This window comes from Candidatus Leptofilum sp., assembly GCF_965223285.1.
In the GTDB taxonomy this organism is placed as follows: Bacteria; Chloroflexota; Anaerolineae; order Promineifilales; family Promineifilaceae; genus Leptofilum.
Genome location: NZ_OZ244997.1, coordinates 4,587,283 through 4,607,753, shown reverse-complemented (window position 1 = coordinate 4,607,753; position 20,471 = coordinate 4,587,283). Strand labels below are relative to the sequence as shown.

At 54.4% G+C, this 20,471-nt stretch carries 16 protein-coding genes; 10 read left to right on the top strand and 6 right to left on the bottom strand.

Translation table 11 applies throughout. From position 1 onward, the window contains the following. Positions 1-142: 142 nt before the first annotated feature. Complete coding sequence (locus ACOQPU_RS20695) at positions 143-439, bottom strand: isoamylase early set domain-containing protein (protein WP_420641735.1); 297 nt, start codon at positions 437-439, stop codon at positions 143-145. A 301-nt stretch (positions 440-740) separates the two neighbouring features. Here ACOQPU_RS20695 and ACOQPU_RS20690 point away from each other — a divergent pair, with 301 nt between their 5' ends. From ACOQPU_RS20690 to mptB, 3 genes are all read left to right on the top strand, one after another. After that, positions 741-1,652, top strand: coding sequence for a pseudouridine-5'-phosphate glycosidase (locus ACOQPU_RS20690; RefSeq protein WP_420641734.1), 912 nt, complete (start codon positions 741-743; stop codon positions 1,650-1,652). Positions 1,653-1,901: 249 nt separating this feature from the next. Beyond that, positions 1,902-3,368, top strand: a complete 1,467-nt coding sequence (locus ACOQPU_RS20685) for a histidine kinase (protein ID WP_420641733.1) — start codon at positions 1,902-1,904, stop codon at positions 3,366-3,368. A gap of 96 nt (positions 3,369-3,464) precedes the next feature. Then, positions 3,465-4,907: a polyprenol phosphomannose-dependent alpha 1,6 mannosyltransferase MptB gene (gene mptB, locus ACOQPU_RS20680; RefSeq protein ID WP_420641732.1), complete on the top strand. Its 1,443-nt coding sequence runs from the start codon at positions 3,465-3,467 to the stop codon at positions 4,905-4,907. On the opposite strand, the gene ACOQPU_RS20675 is transcribed toward mptB, so the two are convergent. Then, positions 4,885-8,010: an alpha-mannosidase gene (locus tag ACOQPU_RS20675; protein ID WP_420641731.1), complete on the bottom strand. Its 3,126-nt coding sequence runs from the start codon at positions 8,008-8,010 to the stop codon at positions 4,885-4,887. The genes mptB and ACOQPU_RS20675 overlap by 23 nt on opposite strands. Positions 8,011-8,251: 241 nt before the next feature. On the opposite strand from ACOQPU_RS20675, the gene ACOQPU_RS20670 reads away from it, so the two are divergent. The 4 genes from ACOQPU_RS20670 to ACOQPU_RS20655 all read left to right on the top strand — a co-directional run bounded on the left by ACOQPU_RS20670 (position 8,252) and on the right by ACOQPU_RS20655 (position 11,418). Continuing rightward, a complete protein-coding gene (locus tag ACOQPU_RS20670; protein ID WP_420641730.1) occupies positions 8,252-8,701 on the top strand; it encodes a MarR family winged helix-turn-helix transcriptional regulator in 450 nt (149 codons plus the stop codon). 130 nt (positions 8,702-8,831) lie between these two features. After that, positions 8,832-9,791 (top strand): ring-cleaving dioxygenase, encoded by a 960-nt coding sequence (locus ACOQPU_RS20665; RefSeq protein WP_420641729.1) that lies wholly within the window; start codon positions 8,832-8,834, stop codon positions 9,789-9,791. Between the two features lie 201 nt (positions 9,792-9,992). Continuing rightward, entirely contained in the window at positions 9,993-10,652 is a 660-nt protein-coding gene (locus ACOQPU_RS20660; protein ID WP_420641728.1) for an alpha/beta hydrolase, read from the top strand. 175 nt (positions 10,653-10,827) lie between these two features. Further along, positions 10,828-11,418 (top strand): VOC family protein, encoded by a 591-nt coding sequence (locus tag ACOQPU_RS20655; RefSeq protein ID WP_420641727.1) that lies wholly within the window; start codon positions 10,828-10,830, stop codon positions 11,416-11,418. 165 nt (positions 11,419-11,583) lie between these two features. Here the strand turns inward: ACOQPU_RS20655 and xylB are convergent, their stop codons facing one another. From xylB to ACOQPU_RS20635, 4 genes are all read right to left on the bottom strand, one after another. After that, positions 11,584-13,077 (bottom strand): xylulokinase, encoded by a 1,494-nt coding sequence (gene xylB, locus ACOQPU_RS20650; RefSeq protein ID WP_420641726.1) that lies wholly within the window; start codon positions 13,075-13,077, stop codon positions 11,584-11,586. 79 nt (positions 13,078-13,156) lie between these two features. Continuing rightward, the gene (gene xylA, locus ACOQPU_RS20645; protein WP_420641725.1) at positions 13,157-14,317 is read right to left on the bottom strand and encodes a xylose isomerase; all 1,161 of its coding nucleotides are present in this window, start codon (positions 14,315-14,317) and stop codon (positions 13,157-13,159) included. A 53-nt stretch (positions 14,318-14,370) separates the two neighbouring features. Next, positions 14,371-16,719 (bottom strand): glycoside hydrolase family 3 N-terminal domain-containing protein, encoded by a 2,349-nt coding sequence (locus ACOQPU_RS20640; protein ID WP_420641724.1) that lies wholly within the window; start codon positions 16,717-16,719, stop codon positions 14,371-14,373. A 39-nt stretch (positions 16,720-16,758) separates the two neighbouring features. Further along, entirely contained in the window at positions 16,759-17,742 is a 984-nt protein-coding gene (locus ACOQPU_RS20635; RefSeq protein ID WP_420641723.1) for a Gfo/Idh/MocA family protein, read from the bottom strand. A 68-nt stretch (positions 17,743-17,810) separates the two neighbouring features. Between ACOQPU_RS20635 and ACOQPU_RS20630 the strand changes: the two genes are divergently transcribed. From ACOQPU_RS20630 to ACOQPU_RS20620, 3 genes are all read left to right on the top strand, one after another. Next, a complete protein-coding gene (locus tag ACOQPU_RS20630) occupies positions 17,811-18,263 on the top strand; it encodes a helix-turn-helix domain-containing protein (protein ID WP_420640814.1) in 453 nt (150 codons plus the stop codon). An 11-nt stretch (positions 18,264-18,274) separates the two neighbouring features. Then, entirely contained in the window at positions 18,275-18,937 is a 663-nt protein-coding gene (locus ACOQPU_RS20625) for an IS630 family transposase (RefSeq protein ID WP_420645803.1), read from the top strand. Positions 18,938-19,123: 186 nt separating this feature from the next. Further along, positions 19,124-20,458 (top strand): FAD-binding oxidoreductase, encoded by a 1,335-nt coding sequence (locus ACOQPU_RS20620; RefSeq protein WP_420641722.1) that lies wholly within the window; start codon positions 19,124-19,126, stop codon positions 20,456-20,458. Positions 20,459-20,471 lie beyond the last annotated feature (13 nt).

Sequence of the window (20,471 nt, the reverse complement as noted above, 5' to 3'; positions counted from 1 at the left end):
AAAAAGGATGCCAACTTACACCGTCCGCCGGAAACGAATTCTCACAAAAATTTCACTGGTTTGCTATATAAACTGCGCCAACAAAAAATGCGCCGTCTGCGGGACGGCGCACTTGGTTTACATGGTTAAATTAGCTTGGCTATCAGACTGTAATTAACGAATCCTCTGAGCCATATTGATTGGCTACATAGGCATCTGCGTCCCAATCATTTTCCCACCGCTTGCCATCTAGCAAATACCGAAATCGGTAAGATTGCCCCGGCTCTAGCGAGAGGGTGATGCTGTAGCTGCCATCCTTTAGCTGCTTCATTGGATTTTCGGTAGGGCTCCATTCGTTAAAATCACCACAAAGATGCACTGATTCAGCCTCAACTTCTGAGGGCAGCTTAAAAGTTACCCGACACGACTTCCCAGTTTTTGAATAGTTTTTCTTGAGCATTGGCTATTAACTCCTAAATTAGTGTGGCTAACTGCTGATTCTTCCCAAAATTAGCAACTTCTACCAAAGTTGACAACGACTTTGCCATCTTGTCAGCGGCCGGCCACAACGGTTAATTTAAACAGTTGTTGCGCTGGCATTTTTGCCTTTACCCGTCTGCCGCTTTTGTAAAGCATGTTAGAGAGCGTCTGGCGGGTGTACAATGGATAAGTTGTTAGAATTACGGCCGTTCCGGCTTGTACAGGTTTACTGGTATGGCAAACAACATCTATAAGATACCATGAGACAGTTAGGAGAATCAATGCACAATTATTTAATGATTCAACCAGAAGTGGCAACAGCACTGGCTGACAACAAACCTGTGGTCGCTTTAGAAAGCACGGTGATTACCCACGGCTTACCCTACCCAGACAACGTGGAAACGGCCGTAAAAATGCAAACGGCCGTGCGCGACGGAGGTGCCATTCCCGCGACTATTGCCATCATCCAGGGGCAGGTGCATGTAGGGCTAACCGATGATCAACTGGAATATTTGGGAAGATTGGCAGGAACGGCCGTGCGCAAGTGCAGCCGCCGCGATATTCCCCTGGCCATCGGCAACGGAGAAGATGGTGCCACTACCGTAGCTGGCACCATGATCCTGGCCCACCAGGCTGGCATTCGCCTGTTTGCCACAGGTGGCATTGGGGGGGTACATCGTGGCCACCCTTTCGACATCAGTGCCGATTTGCTGGAGTTGGGTCGCACCCCGGTGGCAGTTGTTAGCAGCGGCGCCAAATCCATTCTGGATTTACCTGCCACGCGAGAAGTGCTAGAAACGCACGGCGTGCCCATCATCGGATATGGAACCGACGAGCTACCCGCCTTCTTTGCCCGACGCAGTGGCCTGCCCGTTGACATCCGCCTGGAGACGCCGGAAGCCGTTGCCCGCGTACTGCAAGCGCACCAGCAAACTGGTCTACAAACTGGACTGTTGGTTACGGTGCCTGTACCAGAAGCCGATGCTTGCGATCCAGAGATGGTAGAAGCAGCCATTGCCCTGGCGACTCAAGAAGCAGATGATCATGGCATTCACGGCCCGGCTTCAACCCCCTGGCTGCTGCGGCGCGTCGTAGAATTGACAAACGGCCGTAGTCTACGAGCAAACGTCTCCCTGCTGCGCAACAATGGGTACGTGGCGGCAACAATTGCTAATGCGTTATGTAAAATATAGCAGCCTGCACGCGGTTTGGGCAGCCTGACTGAATTGTCACAAAAATGATAGTCATTCAGCGTAATCCTGTCAGACTTGCTTTAAGTCGATGGGAGTATGCTGCACACTTAATAAGCCTTTAACCCAAATTAGTACCATCAGTTCACCCGTTTTAACGATTCCTTCTATCGTTATTTTGGCTGGCTTTTGTATAATTAAGCACTGAATATGTCTTTCCAAATCTACTAACCTAATCAACTTGCAGTCCACATGAGCAAAAACCTAGCAGCAAAAATCAAAAGAGAATTTCGACGGCTTAATGGGTTTATAGTTGCCATTTTCTTGCTGCTCATCATCGTACTGGTTGCCACTTTTTTTGTCGTCTACTCAATTATTTTTGGCAGCACCACCCTCGATTGGCTACCAGCGATGGCTATTGGCGGCCTCACCTTGCTTCTCGGTTTGGTACTGGCCTATGCCGTGATTGACCGCTCTTCTGACCGAATTCAACGTACCACCTCACAACTGGTTGATGCCGAACTGCACGATCTGCGCGCAGCCAACAATCGTGCCAAATCATTGCAATCAATGGCGTCGGTGATGCGCGCCACGCTCAGCTTTGAGCGTGTCGTAGAAGAGGCACTGGACGTATGCAGCCTGGCCATTGAGGAAATGGGCATTCCTCGTCAATCGCTGGTAGGGGCTGTCTTTTTGTTCAATGGTGAAGATTTGGAGCCGGTAGCGACCCGCCGGTTTACGGCCGTTGATTTTGAAAAGCAGCTACAGGGCAAGCGGGGCATCGTAGGGGCTGCGCTCACCCAGGCCGAGCCCGTTACCACCGATCATCCCCGGCAAGACCCGGAACTGCGTCAATTTATTGCGTTTCACCAATGCCTCACGGCCGCATGCATTCCGCTGCGTGCCGGGTTCCAAATTTTTGGGGCGATTGTCATTGGCTCGGATACGGCCGTAAAGTTTGATAATGAGCATTTTGAGCTATTCAATGGCGTGGCCGATCAAGCCGTCATTGCCTTGCAAAATGCCCAACTTTACCAGCGGCTAGAAGCCGAAAAGCAGCGCATTATCGAGGCGGATGAGGAAGCCCGCAAAGAGCTGGCCCGCGACCTGCACGATGGCCCCACCCAAACCATTGCTGCCATTGCCATGCGCATCAACTTCATCCGCTCCCTGCTTTCACGCGACCCAGAACAGGCATTGGGTGAGCTGGAAAAGGTGGAAGAGCTAGCCAAACAAACCTCCAAAGAGATTCGCGGCATGTTATTTACGCTACGGCCGTTGGTGCTGGAAACACAAGGGCTTGGTGCCGCCGTAGAAACCGTTATTGCCCGCATCAAAGAAACGGACGGCCTGAACATTCACCTGATTGGCGGCGACCACGGTGAGCTGCTCAATGAGCAAGCCCAAAGCGTCGTCTTTTCGATTGTAGAAGAAGCGTTGGGCAACGCCCGCAAATATTCGCGCGCCAGCAAAATTCAGGTGCGCTTCTGGCAGGAAGACAATCTTTTTGTGGCTTTGGTGCAAGACAACGGCGTTGGTTTCGACGTGCAGGCGGTAAACCAGGATTACAGCTCACGCGGCAGCTTGGGCATGGTCAACATGCGCGAACGCGCCGACCGGATCGATGGTTCACTGCGGTTGGAATCTGCCCCTGGTCACGGCACTTCGGTTACGCTGGTCGTTCCCCTGGACAAGCACGGCAGTCACGTTACCGCATGAACGATGTTCGGTAATCAGTAAAACAGTAAACAGTATTTAGTAAACCGTCTATAATCTGCTCTGAACTGAGTACTGACTTACTGATAACTGAACACTGTGACAAAATTCACCCCCAAGCTCACCAGTTTAATCTTGCTGACACTGGCTTCGCTGCTGGGGTATTGGCTTATCTGGTCGTGGTTTCCGCTACGGCCGTATTTCAACACTGTTCCCTTGCAAGATGTCAACTCGTTGGCTCCCTCGCTGCTGGCTGGTTTAGGCTACGGACTGCTGCTGCTGGCACTGTTTGGACTTTACTGGCTAGCGTTTCGGGCGGTGCAGGATGGGTTGGCTAAACCCTCGTTCCTTTTTTTGTTAGGAACGGCCGCTCTCTTCGCCATCCCCCTGCTGCAAACCTACCCCATCAATGCCAACGATCTGTACCGCTACGTCATTCGTGGGCGGGTGAGCAGCGTTTACGGCCAAAGCCCCTACGCCATGCCGCCCGACGCCTTCCCCGACGACCCGTTCCTGCCGCTGGCCGGTGAATGGGCAGACGCCACTTCGCCTTACGGCCCGCTTTGGGAACTGCTGGCCGCAGGCACAACGGCCGTTACCCAAAACAATCTGTGGGCGGGATTACTGGCATTCAAATTGGTCGGGCTATTGGCACATCTAGCTTGTGGTTGGCTCATATGGCGGCTGCTGGCGAGAGCGGCTGCCGCTACACAGCGCAGCTTTACGCTACTCTGGCTCTGGAATCCAGCTTTGTTGCTGATGTTTGTGGTAGACGGCCACAACGATGTGCTGATGATGGTATGGCAACTGGTGGCGATTTGGTGGTGGCGACAGAAACGGCCGTTGCTCACCCTCCTTTTTTTGCTGCTAGGCGCACTCACCAAGCCAATTGGTCTGCTGCCCCTGCCCTTTTTTGCCGTTGCTATTTGGCGGGAGCTGGAAAATGGCACAGCGCGACTTCGGGTTTTTGGGCTGGGCATGATGCTAGGGGGTACGGTCGTTTTCCTCAGCTTCCTCCCCTTTGGTTCCCCACTCGATTTGCTGGCGCGGCTCGTGCGCGAATCATCCGGCGCACCGGGATTCTCACCTTCAACCCTGCTGCTGCTCATTTTGGGCGAGCTGGGGCAGCCGCTGACGCCTGAATTTATTGCCAGCGTGGCTAGCTGGGCGCGGCTGCCGTATGTGCTGCTTGGTTTGTGGCTGCTCTGGTTGGGATGGCGCTACGGCCGTTCCCCCCTCAAAGCCGCTGCCGATTTTCTGGCTGCTTACACCGTCCAGGCACTCAGCTTTCGCCTTTGGTACAGCACCTGGCCTTTTTTGTGGCTGCTTCTGGAGGATGAGCAGGCACACGCACACGTTCCCTTCCGGCTGCAAGCTGGCCTCTGGTTTTTGCTCAATGTGCAGCTTTCCGTGCTAATTTACGGGCATCTGCGCGTTTATCTGCTGGGTGGCAGCCAGCTTGCTGCGCATCTCATCGGCATTCCCTTTGTCTTTTTGCTGCCGCTGCTCATCTCTTTCTTCACATCGCGACGCGCAGCGTAACAATTTGGTACGGCTTGATGGGCAGCGTGACGGTACTGCCGTCTACCACCAGCTCTGTTTCTACTTCCTCCAGCAAGTTTGTGATGGCAACGGCCGTTACATCCACACCAAACGTTAGCATCACCTCCCCACGCTGCCGCCTGCATTCATACAGCCGCACAATCAAACCATCACTCTCCTCTGCCAGCTTCACTGTCTCGATCACCACGTTGGGCGCATCTACCGCCACCAAGCTGTCTAGCGCGATTGGCTGCTGCGCACCACCCGTTTCCGCAGCGTAAACCAGCAGCGGATCGTTGAGCGCATACGCCTGCCGAATCGTTTCTTCTCCCCAGCGACCCGCATGGGGCAGCAAGCTGTAGCGGAAGATATGCTCCCCTTGGTCTGCTTCCGGGTCGGGGTCGGTGGGGCTGCGCAGCAGCGTCAGCCGAATTTGCCCGCCATCCGGCGTTTTGTCTTGGATGTCATGGCCGTATTTGCAATCGTTCAATAGGCTGACGCCGTAGCCTCCCTCACTGAGATCAACCCACTTTTGGGCGCACGTCTCGAATCGGGCCCAATCCCAGCTTGTGTTGCGGTGCGTGGGGCGCTCGACGTTGCCCCACTGAATTTCGTAAGTGGCCGTCGGGGACAACACGTCCAACGGAAAGGCCACCTTGAGCAGCGTGTGCCGCTCTCGCCAATCGATCCAGGTGTCAAAATCCAGGCGCGGGCTGTGATGGCTAAGCGAGATACGCTGCACGTACCGGCTGTGCAAAATTTGCCGCTCAATCTGGATAGTGGCTCGTAAGGGGCCAGTTTCGACGACGGTAACGGCCGTTGCCGCTTCCGCCAGCCACATTTTGTCATCGTAATAAATGTCAATATCCCACGCATCCCAATACATTGGGCGGTCTTCAAACGCTTGCCACTGGTTGGCGATAGCTCCCGCTGGCAGCAACTCACGCTGGTTTTGCTTGTCGTAGATGCGGGTGATGTCGCCCGCTGCGTTTAGCTCCACCCGCAAAAAATCATTTTCCAAATGCGTGGGGGAGACAGAAAGCGAGCCAACCTGGTTTGATTTTAGTTGGGAGATGGGGGTGAGAGAATACGGCCGTACCCCACCCACATCCAGCAACAATCCACCAGCCACCTGTTGATAAACCAGTTCGCTAGGTAACTTTTCGGCCAACCCATCTGCCCAAAACGGTAAATCATCCCGCTCAAATGAGGTAGGATTCACCACCAGCAAATCACAGCCCATCGCCCGTGCTAGATGCGCCAACGCCTCATCCCGCACCTGCTCACCAAGTTGCCGCACCTCAGCATAATCTGCCAGCGCATCCACATACACTTTGTTGATACTGCTGCCCGGAATAATGTCATGAAACTGATTGAGGCAAACCAGCTCCCAGGCGCGGTTCAGTGCCTCCCGCGGATAGCAGTATTCGGTAAACTGATTACCGACTACCGACGCATACGCCGCCAAAAACTCTGCATCATGCAGCAAAAATTCAGACTGCCGGTTCGCTTTTTTATTTCGTGCCTGGGTGGTGTAGGTGCCCCGATGATACTCCAGGTACAGTTCTCCCTTCCAGGTAGGTAATTTACCCTCTACCTCTTGCTCCATCTGCCGGAAGAAATCAATCACCTTGCCCCGCCGCGCTTTTGGCACTGCGGGAAAATTGGTGAGCAGGTCAAGATTTTCCTGCATTTCGCGCGTGGGGCCGCCGCCGCCATCCCCATAGCCGTAAGCCATGAGCAAATGACGCGACGTTTCTTTTTGTTGAAAGTGTCGCCACCCTTCCAGCAGCTCTTTTGGGGTTGCCTGCGCATTGTAGTCACCCGTCCGCTGGTCGGGGCGTTTGACGGGGCTAAAGTGGGTCAAAATTTTACTGCCGTCCAGGCCCTGCCACCAGAAGGTGTCGTACGGCATCCGATCGTACTGGCTCCAGCCAATCTTGATGGTGAAGAAATAGTCCAGCCCCGCTTGTTTGATAAGCTGGGGCAAATTCCAGGCGTAGCCGAACACGTCTGGCAGCCACAGCACGGGGGATTCCACACCCTCGCCAAAATGCTTGGCAAAGAAGCGTCGCCCCAGCAAAAATTGCCGCGCCAGCGACTCGCCGCCAGACAAATTGCAGTCTGCCTCCACCCACATGCCGCCGATGGGTTCCCAACGGCCGTTTCCCACCGCCTCCTTAATTTTCGCAAACAGCTCTGGGTAATCCTGCCGCACATAGTCGTAAAGCTGCGGCTGGCTTTGGGTGAAATGGTAATCGGGGAACTGCGCCATCAGCCGCAGCACGGTGTGGAAGGTGCGGCCCGCCTTGCGCCGCGTCTGGGCCAAATCCCACAGCCAGGCGACATCGATGTGGGCGTGTCCAGCAGCCGTTACCGTTACATCCAGCGGCGGACCTGCCTGGGCGATATGCTGTCGCAGGACGGCCGTTGCCTTCGGCAAGCTCGCATAAAAAACCTCGCCCCACGGTTCCTGCGTTTGCAGCGTTTTGAAGCTGGCGTCCAGTCCGTTTAGCAGATAGCCGCGCGCCGGATTCGTCTCCTCTAGCTGGGTCACAACCTCCAGCGTCACGCGCACCAACGCCACAAAATCGCGCGTGGGCTGGTCAATTTGCACCAGCAGGCAGGGGCGCATGAGCAGCTTTTCCAGCTTGTCTACACCCCGCCCCGTCCAGCCGTGCAGGACCAGCGCATGTGGCTGCCCATCGGCCCAGGCTGCGTCCAGCAATATTTCCTGGTGAAAGCGGTCGCAGGCGGCAAACGGCCGTCCGCCCACATAAACCAGCACTTCAGGATGGCAAAATTCACCAGCGTCCCCCAGCGGCAAAAAGAGTGCCACCGGCAGGCCGCGCCACGCATCGGGAATTTGGAACTGGCTCCGCATGACGAAGTTGGTTTGCCATTCACCCCAGTAGCTGCCCGGCTCAATGATCGGCCAGTCGCTGTCGTCAAAATCGGGGCGGATTGAGCTTGGAATGTCTGTGTTGAGGAGGGGATGGTAGCGGAACGGCCGTAGCACCACCCGCTGCCGGTAAACCAACGGGGCAATCAGTTTGAGCCGCTCGCTGATTTTTTGCTGGGTAAACCGTTGTTGGTGACGCATTCTGCCTTCCTTATTTTTGCGAGGCGTGGAAATTTTGGCTGTATTTTACGATAAAAACGAGTTTGCGACTGTGTGTAAGCTGCAACGAATTTCACGCAAAGGCACTAAGTCAAAATCTGCGCCTTTGTGCCTTTACGTGAGTAAATGATGAAATTAGTTTAATATCAAACTATTTGATATTGACATTATTTTTGATATTGTTATGCTTGTCAATATTGAGAAATGTTCAGCGGAGCAGATTATGGGTACACATTTTGACGGGACAGCAGAAGAAAATTTAGCACTAGATTGTTACATCAAGCTGTTCCGCGCCTCCGATTCAGTGAGTCAGCGGATCAACGCTCATTTGCGCGACTACGATCTGACGGTGAGTCAGTTTGGCACGCTGGAAGCCATTTACCATTTGGGGCCAATGCAAAGCGGCGAGCTGGGGCAGAAAATCCTGAAAAGCAGCGGCAATATGACGATGGTGATTGACCATTTGGAGCAGCGCGGCCTGGTGGCCCGCCAGCGGCGCGAAGATGACCGCCGCTGTGTAGACATTCACCTGACGCAAGCAGGCAGCGACTTGATTGCTGTGATTTTGCCAGCCCACGTAGCTGGTGTTGTGGAAATGCTTTCCCCGCTCTCCACTGCGGAGCAGCAGCAGTTGGCCGCGCTTTGCCGCAAGTTGGGGTTGGCGCAGAGTTAGCTATTTTTTGCACCGAATTTGCACTAATTTTCGTGTTAATTCGTATAAATTCGATGCTAACTCCAGGAAATTCGAAAGAACCACTTTTTTTAACGAATTAGTTTAACATTAAAGTATTCAGGAGTAAATCATGAAACCGGTACAAGGCTTACACCACATTACAGCCGTTGCCAGCAACCCACACAAAAACGTCAACTTCTTCCATCACATCCTCGGCCAACGGCTGGTCAAGAAAACCGTCAACTTTGACGATCCCGGCACCTACCACCTTTATTACGGGGATGAAGTGGGCACGCCCGGTACGATTATGACCTACTTCCCCTGGCAGCATATGCGGCGCGGCTCAAGAGGAAATTGGGAAACGGCCGCACTAGCCTACACCATCCGCCCGGAAGCAATGGGATTTTGGCAAAATTGGCTCAAAAAGAACCACATCGCCACCGGAGAACTGCAAACCCGCTTCGGTGCCGATGTGCTCCCCTTCACCGATCCGGATGGGCTGCCGCTGGAGCTGATTACCAGCGAGGCTCCAGCTACGCTGCACCATTGGACCGAAGGACCAATCAATGAAAAAGAGGCCCTGCGTGGCTTCCACAGCGTCACGCTTTGGCTGGATGAAGTAGAACCAACCGGCAAATTGCTCACTGAGCAGTTAGGTTACCAATTTGTGGGGGAAGAGGGCAACCGCTTCCGCTACCAGGCAGATGCAAACGACATGGGCATCATCGTGGATATTTTGCACCGTCCTGGCCAGCCGTCGGGCCAGTTTGGGGCAGGCTCCATCCACCACATCGCCTTCCGCACGGTGGATGACGCCGAACAGTTAGAGTATCTGCAAAAGCTGCGGCAGGCGGGGCAGCACGTAACGCCCGTGCAGGATCGACAATATTTTCACTCGATTTATTTCCGCTCCCCCGGCGGCGTGCTGTTTGAGATTGCCACCGATGCCCCTGGCTTTCCCTATGACGAACCCGTCGCGGAACTGGGTACGCACCTCAAACTACCGTCCTGGTTAGAGCAGCACCGTCCAGCCATCGAAGCCCGTCTGCCCGAAATCGAACTCAAGCCAATCGCCAAAGCAACACCGTAGCCGCGCTTTCTTAACGCGAAATTTCAACAATCCACAGATTAACTCATGTTACGCGGCGCAGAATACAAAAGTCTGAACTACCTCTGGATTTCCAGTCAACTTCAATAGACTTTTGTATTCTCTTTTCCAAAGTGAGTGCATAACATCAGAGATTAAGAAAAAATCTGCGTAATCTGCGGATAGATTTTTTAGGAGTGACAAATGACAACAACGCAAGCAAATGGCCCACACCAGGGGCAACCAATCTTACAGCAGGGCAAACCACTCAACGAAGCCAAAGCCGCCATGATTTTGGTACACGGCCGTGGTGCGACGGCCCAAAGTATATTGGAATTGGCCGGCGTGCTGCCCCATCCGCAGATGGCCTACCTGGCACCCCAAGCAGCAGGCAACACCTGGTATCCGTACAGCTTTTTGGCCCCGATACCACAAAATGAACCGGGCATCAGCTCTGGCTTGCAAGCGATTGCTGATTTAGTCGCCCTCATCGAAGCGGCCGGTATTCTCGCCGAGAAAATCATTATTGGTGGGTTTTCGCAAGGGGCGTGTTTGGCTAGCGAATTTGTGGCGCGGAATGCAAAGCGGTATGGGGGTTTGCTGATATTTAGCGGCGGACTCATTGGCCCGCCCGACACGCCACGCAACTATGAGGGGTCGCTGGACGGTACGCCGGTTTTTATTGGGTGCAGCGATGTGGATTTTCATATTCCGCTGGAGCGCGTGGAGGAAACGGCCGTTACCCTCACTCAACTCGGCGCATCTGTCAACAAAAAAATCTACCCAAACATGGGCCACACCATCATCCAGGACGAAATTGAGCAAGCCCAACAGATTGTTAATAACTTACTGGCTACGGATTAACACAGATTTACACGGATTTTTGTGGTTCTTTAGGAATCGAGGGGGTTGACACCAAACGTAAGGGCGGTTCGCGAACCGCCCCTACCACACATGCCGATCATTCCACGAAATCCCAAAGAGGCATTTTTGTTAAATCCTCAAAATCCGCGAAATCCGTGGCAAAAAGGAGGACATCATGCAGAAAATACAAGCGCAAGGCGTGCATCACATCACCCTCATTGGGGCCGATCGGCAGACGTCGATTGATTTTTGGGAGGGCGTGTTGGGGATGCCATTCATCTTTGAGCAGCCCAACCTGGACGTACCGGCGGAAAATCATCTCTACTTCGATCCGGGAGACGGCCGTCTGATCACCGTCTTCACCAACGAAAAGCGCCAGCCAGACCCCACGCCCAACCCGGAAGGCATTGGCAACTTGCATCACGTCGCTTTCAACGTCTCCCGCGCTACCTACACCCAGGTGAAAAAGCGGCTGGATGAGCGCGGCATTTCCAACAGTGGCGAAGTCGATCGCGGCTTTATGTACTCTATCTACTTCCGCGATCCGTTGGGGCAGCTTTATGAGCTGGCAAACTACAAATTTGACCCGCCGCCCGGCGTAAGCCATGCCGAGGTGCTGCTGCTGGCGCACAAGCTGCGCACCGAGCGGGGCGATTACAACATCACTGATGAGCATCTGGCGGACGCCATTGAGATGTTTATACAGCGCACCGCTAGCACTTTGTCTGATGACCGCAGCCCGAAAGACCCATACGGCCGTAAATAACACACCGCCGCTTGTCTTTCTGAGCAACGCGAAGAATCCCAACCAACATGCCACCGCAATAATCGTGTCTGAGCTAGATAATGTTTTGGGGATGCTTCGGAGGACCTCAGCATGACAAGTGAAAATGTCTTGTTTTTCTGATTATTGGCTGAGTCAGGCTAAAGTTTAAAATCCAGATAGGGCTGTGAACGTTTGTTTGAGGGCTGGATAGAGCTGCTGATACAGGCGATACTGCTGATTGTAAACGGCCGTATCACCACCAGGCTCCGTCTTACCGGTTACCTTCACCAGTTCGACACAGGCCGCTTCGACAGAGTTGAACACACCGGTGCCAACCAGGGCCAGAACGGCCGCACCGTACGCCGCGCCTTCCGTGCTGTTCACCGTCACAATCTCCGCTTGCAGCACGTCGGCCAAAATTTGTCGCCAAAGCGGGCTGCGCAGCCCGCCACCCGAAGCGCGAATCTGGGTGATGTTGGCCAAACCCGTGCCGCGCATCAACTCCAGGCTGTCGCGCAGTCCAAAGGCAACCCCCTCCAGCACGGATCGTGTCAGGTGAGGCTGGCCGTGGCGCACCGTCAGGCCAATGAAGCCACCCCGCGCCAGTGGGTCCGGGTGCGGTGTTCGTTCTCCGGTGAGGTAGGGCAAAAAGAGCAGCCCTTCGCAGCCAGCGGGTATGTGGGCGGCAGGGGCCAACAGTGTGTCAAAATCCTCCTCAGGTGAGAAGGCATCCCGATACCAACGCAAACTGCCCGCCGCCGACAACATGACACCCATCAGATGCCACTTCCCCGGCACGGCATGGCAAAAGGCATGGAGACGGCCGTTTGGCTCCACAATTGGCACGTCGCTGCTGGCAAAAACCACCCCGGAGGTCCCCAAGCTAAGTGCCACCACTCCATCGACAACTGCGCCAGTTCCCACCGCATTGGCCGCCTGATCGCCGCCACCGGCCATCACAGGAATCCCGGCTGGCAATCCAGTTAGCTCCGCAGCTTGCGGGGTTAGTTGTCCGGTAACGGCCGTTCCCTCAAACGTCTTTGGCAGCCAGGTGGGGTCAATGCCCAGCTTGCTCACTACTTCGGCCGACCAATCCCGCTGACGCACGTCGAACAGCTGGCTGCCAGCCGCGCCCGCCTTGTCGGTGGCAAATCCATCGGTTAGCTTGTAGCGGACGTAATCTTTGGGCAGGAGGATGTGGGCGATACGGCCGTAAATCTCCGGCTCATGCTTTTTCACCCACAAAATTTTGGGAGCCGTAAAGCCCGTCAAGGCATCGTTACTTGTTATGTCAATTAAACGCTGCTTACCAATGAGGGCGCGCATCTCGTCGCACTCGGCGCCAGTCCGCTGGTCGTTCCACAAAATGGCCGGGCACAACACCTCTCCCTTTTTATCCAAAAGCACCAGCCCGTGCATTTGCCCCGTAAGACCGATGGCGGCAACGGCCGTTCCCGCCACCCCACTCTCAGCCAACAGTTGCTGAATGCTGTTTGCTGTCGCCGTCCACCACAATTCCGGCCGCTGCTCGCTCCACAGCGGCTCGGGCGTTTCGTAATCGTAGCTGGACGCGGCCACGCCAACCACCGCCCCTGTCTCTGCCAGCAGCAGTGCTTTCGTCGCCGTCGTTGAGCTATCAATGCCGATGAAATATCGCATGATTTACCTCAAAAACGGAGATTAGAGATCGGAGATTCGAACGTTCCCAATCTCCAATCCCTAATCTCCAATCTCCCAATTACCGAACGCCCAGCAACAGTTCCACTACTAGCTGATCCAGCCGTTCATAGGGTTGGCCGCGCTGACCTAAGGCGGCACGGTCAAACGTGTGACTGCGTAATTGAGCCGCTTTTTCAGGCGTGAATTGCCCCATGAACGGCGTCATCTCGCTACCATCTGCGTTGATTTCAGTCAGCAACGCCTGAATCTCGCCATCAGCGTTAAAACGGGCCACCTTCTCTTTCAGGATGAGATAGGTGCGCATACAGCCACGGGCAAACGCTTTGACATCCTCATAATCGCTGGTGCGGTAAGCGTGGGCGTCAAAGTGGCGACTGCCGTCGTAGCCGTTGTCCTCCAGCAGCTTCACCAAGAAGAAGGCGGATTTCAGGTTGACTGAACCAAAGCGAAAATCCTGATCGTAACGGCCGAATGCCTGGTCATTCAAATCGATGTGGAACAGCTTGCCAGCTTCCATTGCCTGGGCCACATGGTGGGTGAAGTTGAGTCCAGCCATATGCTCATGGGCCACTTCTGGGTTGACACCAACCATCTCTGGATGGTCGAGCGTTTGGATAAAGGCGAGCATGTTGCCAGTGGTAGCATTGTAGATGTCGCCGCGCGGCTCGTTGGGCTTGGCTTCCAGGGCAAACTTGAGATCGTATCCTTGATCGATGACGTATTCACACAAATAATTCATCGCTTCACGACTGCGTTTTACGGCCGTAATCGGGTCTTTCCCCGCATCTGTTTCCGTCCCTTCCCGCCCGCCCCAAAAAACATAGATTTTTGCGCCTAGTTCCACGCCGAGGTCAATGGCCTTCATCGTCTTTTGCAAAGCGTAGGCGCGAACCTGGGCATCATTGCTGGTAAACGCCCCGTCGCGGAACGCCGGGTCGCTAAACAAATTGGTGGTGGCCATCGGCACAACGAGGCCGGTATCTGCCAGCGCCTGCTTAAAGTCCGCCACGGTTTTGTCCCTTTCGGCTGGCGTAGCGTCAATTGGCACCAAATCATTGTCGTGAAAGTTAACGCCCCAGGCACCCACTTCCGCCAGCAACTGCACCAGTTCAACTGGCGTCTTGGTGGGGCGCACGGGTTCACCAAACGGATCGCGGCCCACATTGCCCACGGTCCACAGGCCAAAGGTAAATTTGTGTTCAGGTTTTGGTTCGTACATCGGTTTTCTCTCCATCTAGTAGGGGCGGTTCGCGAACCGCCCCTACAGCATTTCTAGACAATGGTGACCTGGGTGAAGAAGGTTTTTTGGGTGAGAACGGCCGTTTCACCCACCACCTCAATCTCCGCTACCAAGGGCAAATCATCCGACGATGTCCCCAGCATTAGCCGGACAGTACCTGGCTCCAACACAAAGCGCATCTGGCTGTCGTAAAAAGCAAGCTGATTCGCCGCCAGCGTAAAGGTCAAAGTGCGCTGTTCACCCGGCTCCAAATGAACGCGCTGGAACCCTCTTAGCTCTTTGAGCGGCCGGGTGACGCTGGCCACCTCGTCCCGCACGTAAAGCTGCACCACCTCGCTGCCCGCCCGCTGGCCCACGTTGGCAATCTCTACGCTGATGTTGACGGAGTGGTTGGTGGCAACGGCTGTCTTGTCCAATCTCAAATTCGTTATGTCAAACTGCGTGTAGCTGAGACCATAGCCAAACGGCCACAGCGGCTTGTGGCTTAAATCGACGTAATCACCCTTCCAATGGGAGCGTCCGCCAGACGGTTTGTGGTTGTAAAAAATAGGCACCTGCCCCACACCACGCGGGACAGTAATGGGCAGCTTGCCGCCAGGATTACAGTCGCCGAACAGCACGTCAGCTACGGCTTCGGCCCCTTCCTCGCCGGGCAGCCACGCCTCCAAAATGGCGGGGGTATTGTCGGCAGCCCAGGTGGTGGAGAGGGGACGGCCGTTCACCAAAACCAGCACCGTCGGCGTCCCGGTCGCGTACACAGCCTCCAGCAACTCCTGCTGCACACCCGTCAGGTTCAGGTCGGCCCGGTCGCGGGCTTCGCCACAGGTGCAGTCGTCTGTTAGACCCGATTTGCCACCCAGGAAGAGCAGGGCGACATCGGCGTTGGTCGCGGCGGTTACGGCCGCTTCAAACCCCGAGCGATCATCCCCCAGCACGGCGCACCCTTTCGCATAAACGACCTCAGTCTCCACCGACACTTTCTCCTGCACCGCCTGCAAAATGGTGTTCATCGGTATAAAGGCCTCATCAAGTTCCAACTCATCGGGCATGGGCATCCCCAAGCCGCCCAACGATTGTTCTCTAGACTCAATCAAATTTTCAATGTGGGCGATGTAGGAATAATCACCCACCAGATGGCGCGTGCTGTCCGCCTGCGGCCCGATGACGGCAATTCGCGTCAGATTTTTAGGCAGCGGCAGCAAATCATCTTCGTTTTTGAGCAAGATGATTGATTTTTGCGCAATCTCCCGCGCCAACTGCCGTTCGGCAGGCGTGTCTAGCACCACCGCTTCCGCGTCCACAAATGGATTCTCAAACAGGCCGAGGGCAAACTTTTGCCTTAGCAGGCGGGTCACGCTGCGGTCTATCAATGCTTCGTCGATTTGCCCTTGCGCAACGGCCGTTTGCAAGGGCGCACCATAGCAATCTGTACCCGGCAGTTCAACATCAATCCCCGCCGCCAGCGCCCGCACGGCCGATTCTGATTTGTTGGCGGTAACGTGATGGGCCACTTGCAGCTGGTCCACGGCAAAATAGTCGGAGACGACGACGCCATCAAAGCCCCACTCTTGCCGCAAAATTGTGTCTAGCAGTTCCTCATTGGCGGCGCAGGGTATGCCATCCAGCTCGTTGTAGCCATTCATTACGGATTGCAAGTTGGCTTCTTTGACGGCCGTTTCAAACGGCAGCAAATAAATCTCGCGCAGCTCCCGCGCCGGAATGTGCGCCGGGTTCCAGTTGAAGCCACCGTCCGGCACGCCATACCCCACAAAATGCTTGGCCGTAGCAATCACCCGCTCATCCCAGTTTTCCCCCTGCAACCCTTGCATAAACTGCACGCCGTTTAACGCCACCAAGTACGGGTCCTCGCCAAACGTCTCTTCCACACGGCCCCAGCGCGGATCGCGCACCACGTCCAGCAGCGGCGACAACCCCTGATGCGCCCCCGCTGCTTTCATCTGCCGCCGCACCACATCAGCCATTTGCCGCGTCAGTTCTGTCTCCCAGGTGGAGGCCAGCCCAATAATCTGTGGAAAACAGGTAGCATTACGGGCCATATACCCAGAACAGCACTCCTCATGCACGATGGCCGGAATGCCCAGCCGCGTCTCTTCACGGAGATAGCCCTGGATGCGGTTGGCCAGGGCTGCCCCCTCACGCGGTTTCAGGCTGCTGGCCCCGGCCACGCGGGTAATATGCCCCAGACCATGTTGCAAAATAGCTGCCGCTTTTTGAGCATCAAACTGCATATCGGTGAGCAGTTCAAACACCCAGGCGCTGCCCAATTGCGCCAACTTTTCATCCAGCGTCATGCGGGCCAGCAAATCGGCCGCGCGCTCTTCTACGGGTTGATTAGCGTCTTGGTAAATCGCTATTTTCATGATTGCTTCCCATTGATGGGTTTCAAAGACTTTTTCGGTTCACGCTTCTTGCGGATACACCAGCCCCCACTGCTGCCGCATCTCATCCAGCAGCGTTATGATTTCCAGCGTGTCGGCATGCGGTACAACATCTGATTCCAGCTTGCTTGCTCGCAGGCAGTTGTGAACTTCATGCACTTCATAGCTGTAGCCATTGCCTTCGTACGGGATATGAATCGTCTCTGGCTGACCGCCATGCTCCTTGACGGTGACTGTTTGATTATGCCAAAAGTTTTCATGCAGGTGAATGTATCCCCTGCTGCCGGTAATGATGGCATCACACGGCCGTTCTAACCGTTGGCTACTGCTTAAAATGGCCTGCGCTCCACGATTGTAATGCCAGATGGCGGCGTTTAGCTCATCAACCCCCGTTTCCCCCATGTGCGCGGCTGAGAGAATGCGGTCTGGCTTGCCCAACAGCAAATGTGCCAGCGTGGCCGGGTAGATGCCCATATCGAGCAACGCCCCACCCGCCAGTGCCGGATCATACAGCCTGCTTTGCGGATTGTAGGGAATGTTGAAGGAAAAGTGGGCGTGGACGTAGTGAATGTTGCCGATACGGCCGTTTGCCACCCACGCCAGCACCTGCTGAATCGACGGAATGAACTTCATCCACATCGCCTCCATCAAAAAGAGCCCTTTTTCTTTGGCAAGAGCCAGGCACGCTTCTGCCTCGGCCGCGTTTACCGTGAGTGCTTTCTCGCACAACACGTGCTTGCCCGCATTTAGGCACAGCAGCATATTCTCATAATGCAAATTGTGCGGCGTAGCAATGTAAATCACATCCACATCCGGATCATTTGCCAATGCCTCGTACGTTGGATAGCGGCGGGGAATGCCCCATTGGTCGCCAAATCTATCTGCTGATGTCTGCGAGCGAGACCCAACCGCCAAACAAACCGCATCTGGGACGCTGTTGATTGCTGCTGCCAGTTGCCCCGCAATATCACCTGTGGCTAAAATACCCCATCGAATTTTTTCCATTCTTCACATCCTTAGTGCTCTGTAAAGCAAATTTGTTAGTAAACATAGTTATCGAATAAACTTGTGGAATGGCAAAACATATAAAACTTCCACAAAATGAAAAAACTGAACTTGAACAATTGATAAAGTCGGGTGAACACAAAGCAAGGGTGATCAGTCGGGCAAGGGTGTTGCTTCTACTCAACCGCAGCGAAGGGGAGAAGAGAACCTTGGCTCAAGTCGCAGAAGCAACCATGCTATCCAATGTTACTGTCAGCCAAATCAAACGACGTTACTTTGAAAGTGGTGTGGACAGAGCGTTGTACGACCAACCACGATCAGGGCGGCCGGTGACAAAAATGACTGGAGATGTAGAAGCACAACTGATTGCCTTGACATGCAGCGAACCACCAGAGGGGTATGACCGGTGGACACTGAGATTATTGGCTGATGGGCTGGTAAAACTAGAGGTGGTTGATGAGATTAGTCACACCGCCATAGGAAATAAGCTAAAAAAAATGAACTCAAGCCTTGGCAAGTAAAATCGTGGTGTCTGCCCAAACCTGGGGCACGCTTTGTCGCCAAAATGGAAGATGTCCTCTCCGTTTATGAACGACCCTACGACCCGAAACGGCCGATGGTTTGCCTGGATGAAATTCAAAAAGCGTTGCGGTCAACACCAAGAGGTGAAATTCCGCTGCAACCAGGACAACCCGTTCGAGAAGACTATGAGTACCAACGACATGGGAAGTGTTCCCTTTTTCTGGCCGTCGAACCATTAGCCGGATTTCGCAAAACATGGATTTATCCACAACGCCGCAAGATTGAATTTGCACAGGTGTTGAAATCATTAGTCGACGAGGTTTATCCTGATGCAGAGACGATTGTCTTGGTTGTGGATAACTTGAACATTCACCATATCGCTTCTTTATATGAACGGTATGAACCAGCAGAAGCACGCCGGATTGCGGACAAACTTGAATGGCATTACACACCAGAGCATGGCAGTTGGCTCAATATTGCTGAATGTGAATTATCTGTTTTACGTCGTCAGGCATTGAAGCGACGGAAGGTGGATATTGACGAAGTTCGCAACCAAGTAGCAGCTTGGGAAACACAACGCAATAAACGCCAAGTGGGTGTTGATTGGCAATTTACTTGCACTGATGCTCGCATTAAACTGAAGCGACTTTATCCAATTGTTAACGTTCAGTAATTTGTTAACGCCTTATATTTCTAAATATACTTTGTTTACAAAGCACTTAGTAGCCCATTCGCCAATTCCATATTTTGTTTGTGAATGGGCACTTTTGCCCAAGTTTAGCAATTTTTGTTGGTTTCTGCCTTTTCCAGTAAGTTTATCCTAAAGCTGCAAATTGCAGACCCTCCAACTTGGAGAAACATGACCCAATTCAATCCGGTTTCAGAGGCGATTTTGGCGGAATTAACGGCCGTCCTCACCCCTGACCAACTTTCAATCACATTGGCAGACCGCCAGCAGCACGCCCAGGATATGTCTCAGCATCGAGCTCATCTTAGCGAGGTGGTTATCTGGCCTACGAACAGCAAACAGGTAGCTGATGTGCTGCGTGTGGCGCACACCCATCGTATTCCCGTCACGCCGTGGGGTGCTGGTTCTTCGCTGGAAGGCAATCCCATCCCACTGTTTGGTGGCATCACCCTCTCGCTGGTGCGGATGAACAAAATCGTAACGCTGTACGCCGATGATTTTCAGGTGACGGTGCAGCCCGGCCTCGGCTATAAGGATTTAAACCAGCAATTAGGGCCCGACGGCCTCTTTTTTGCCCCCGATCCGGGTGCTAACGCCTCAATTGGTGGCATGTTGGCCAACAACGCGGCGGGCAGCCGCACGGTGAAGTACGGGGCCACCAAAGACAACGTTTTGGCGATGGAGGTGGTGCTGGCAGACGGCCGTATCCTCAAAGTGGGGTCGCGCTCCGTTAAGCAATCTGCCGGGTACGATTTGCTGCATCTCTTTGTGGGCAGCGAGGGTACGTTAGGGGTCATCACCGAGGCCACGCTGCAATTGGCTCCTGTGCCAGCCATTATGAGTAGTGCCGTCGCTACCTTTGCCGATGTGGAGACGGCCGTTGCCGCTGTGGTAGAGTTGCGTGCTTCTGGGCTAGACATCGCCGCTCTGGAATTTATTGATGCCGCCACGTCTGGCCTTCTAAGCCGGGAAGAAGGAGTAGATTGGGGCGAAAATCCCACCTTACTTATGGAAGCACGCCGCTTTGCCGCCACCACAGACACAACCGAGCGGCAAAAGATGTGGCAGACGCGCCACCATATGTTCGAGACGCTGCGGCGCGTTTTTGTGGGTCATCGCTGGCAGCTTGCCGACGTCGCTGTGCCGATCAGCCAATTTCCGGCACTGGTCCGATTCGCCCGGCAAACGCTGCAAGCGCACCATCTGCCAGAGCTGCTGGTGGGCCATGCTGGGGACGGCAATTTACACATCGCCATTCCCTACGCAGATGAGAATACCCGCCAGCAGGCCAATCTAGCCAACAATAAAGTGGTTTTGCGCGCCATTGAACTCGGCGGCACGGCCACTGGCGAACACGGCGTGGGCATCGGCAAGGCGAAGTTTATGGTGCGGGAACATGGGGGAACGGCCGTAAACGTCATGAACCAGCTCAAACAAACCTTAGACCCGCACGGCATTCTCAATCCCGGCAAAATTATCCCCGCACCCGGCACTAGCCTTCGTTAGCCACTCAAACAAC

Coding starts and splice junctions, on each gene's coding strand:
- ACOQPU_RS20665 (WP_420641729.1), top strand. CDS start 8,832: ATGAAACCGGTACAAGGCTTACACCACATTACAGCCGTTGCCAGCAAC.
- ACOQPU_RS20660 (WP_420641728.1), top strand. CDS start 9,993: ATGACAACAACGCAAGCAAATGGCCCACACCAGGGGCAACCAATCTTA.
- ACOQPU_RS20670 (WP_420641730.1), top strand. CDS start 8,252: ATGGGTACACATTTTGACGGGACAGCAGAAGAAAATTTAGCACTAGAT.
- ACOQPU_RS20690 (WP_420641734.1), top strand. CDS start 741: ATGCACAATTATTTAATGATTCAACCAGAAGTGGCAACAGCACTGGCT.
- ACOQPU_RS20675 (WP_420641731.1), bottom strand. CDS start 8,010: ATGCGTCACCAACAACGGTTTACCCAGCAAAAAATCAGCGAGCGGCTC.
- ACOQPU_RS20685 (WP_420641733.1), top strand. CDS start 1,902: ATGAGCAAAAACCTAGCAGCAAAAATCAAAAGAGAATTTCGACGGCTT.
- ACOQPU_RS20695 (WP_420641735.1), bottom strand. CDS start 439: ATGCTCAAGAAAAACTATTCAAAAACTGGGAAGTCGTGTCGGGTAACT.
- ACOQPU_RS20655 (WP_420641727.1), top strand. CDS start 10,828: ATGCAGAAAATACAAGCGCAAGGCGTGCATCACATCACCCTCATTGGG.
- ACOQPU_RS20635 (WP_420641723.1), bottom strand. CDS start 17,742: ATGGAAAAAATTCGATGGGGTATTTTAGCCACAGGTGATATTGCGGGG.
- xylA (WP_420641725.1), bottom strand. CDS start 14,317: ATGTACGAACCAAAACCTGAACACAAATTTACCTTTGGCCTGTGGACC.
- ACOQPU_RS20630 (WP_420640814.1), top strand. CDS start 17,811: ATGGCAAAACATATAAAACTTCCACAAAATGAAAAAACTGAACTTGAA.
- ACOQPU_RS20620 (WP_420641722.1), top strand. CDS start 19,124: ATGACCCAATTCAATCCGGTTTCAGAGGCGATTTTGGCGGAATTAACG.
- ACOQPU_RS20640 (WP_420641724.1), bottom strand. CDS start 16,719: ATGAAAATAGCGATTTACCAAGACGCTAATCAACCCGTAGAAGAGCGC.
- xylB (WP_420641726.1), bottom strand. CDS start 13,077: ATGCGATATTTCATCGGCATTGATAGCTCAACGACGGCGACGAAAGCA.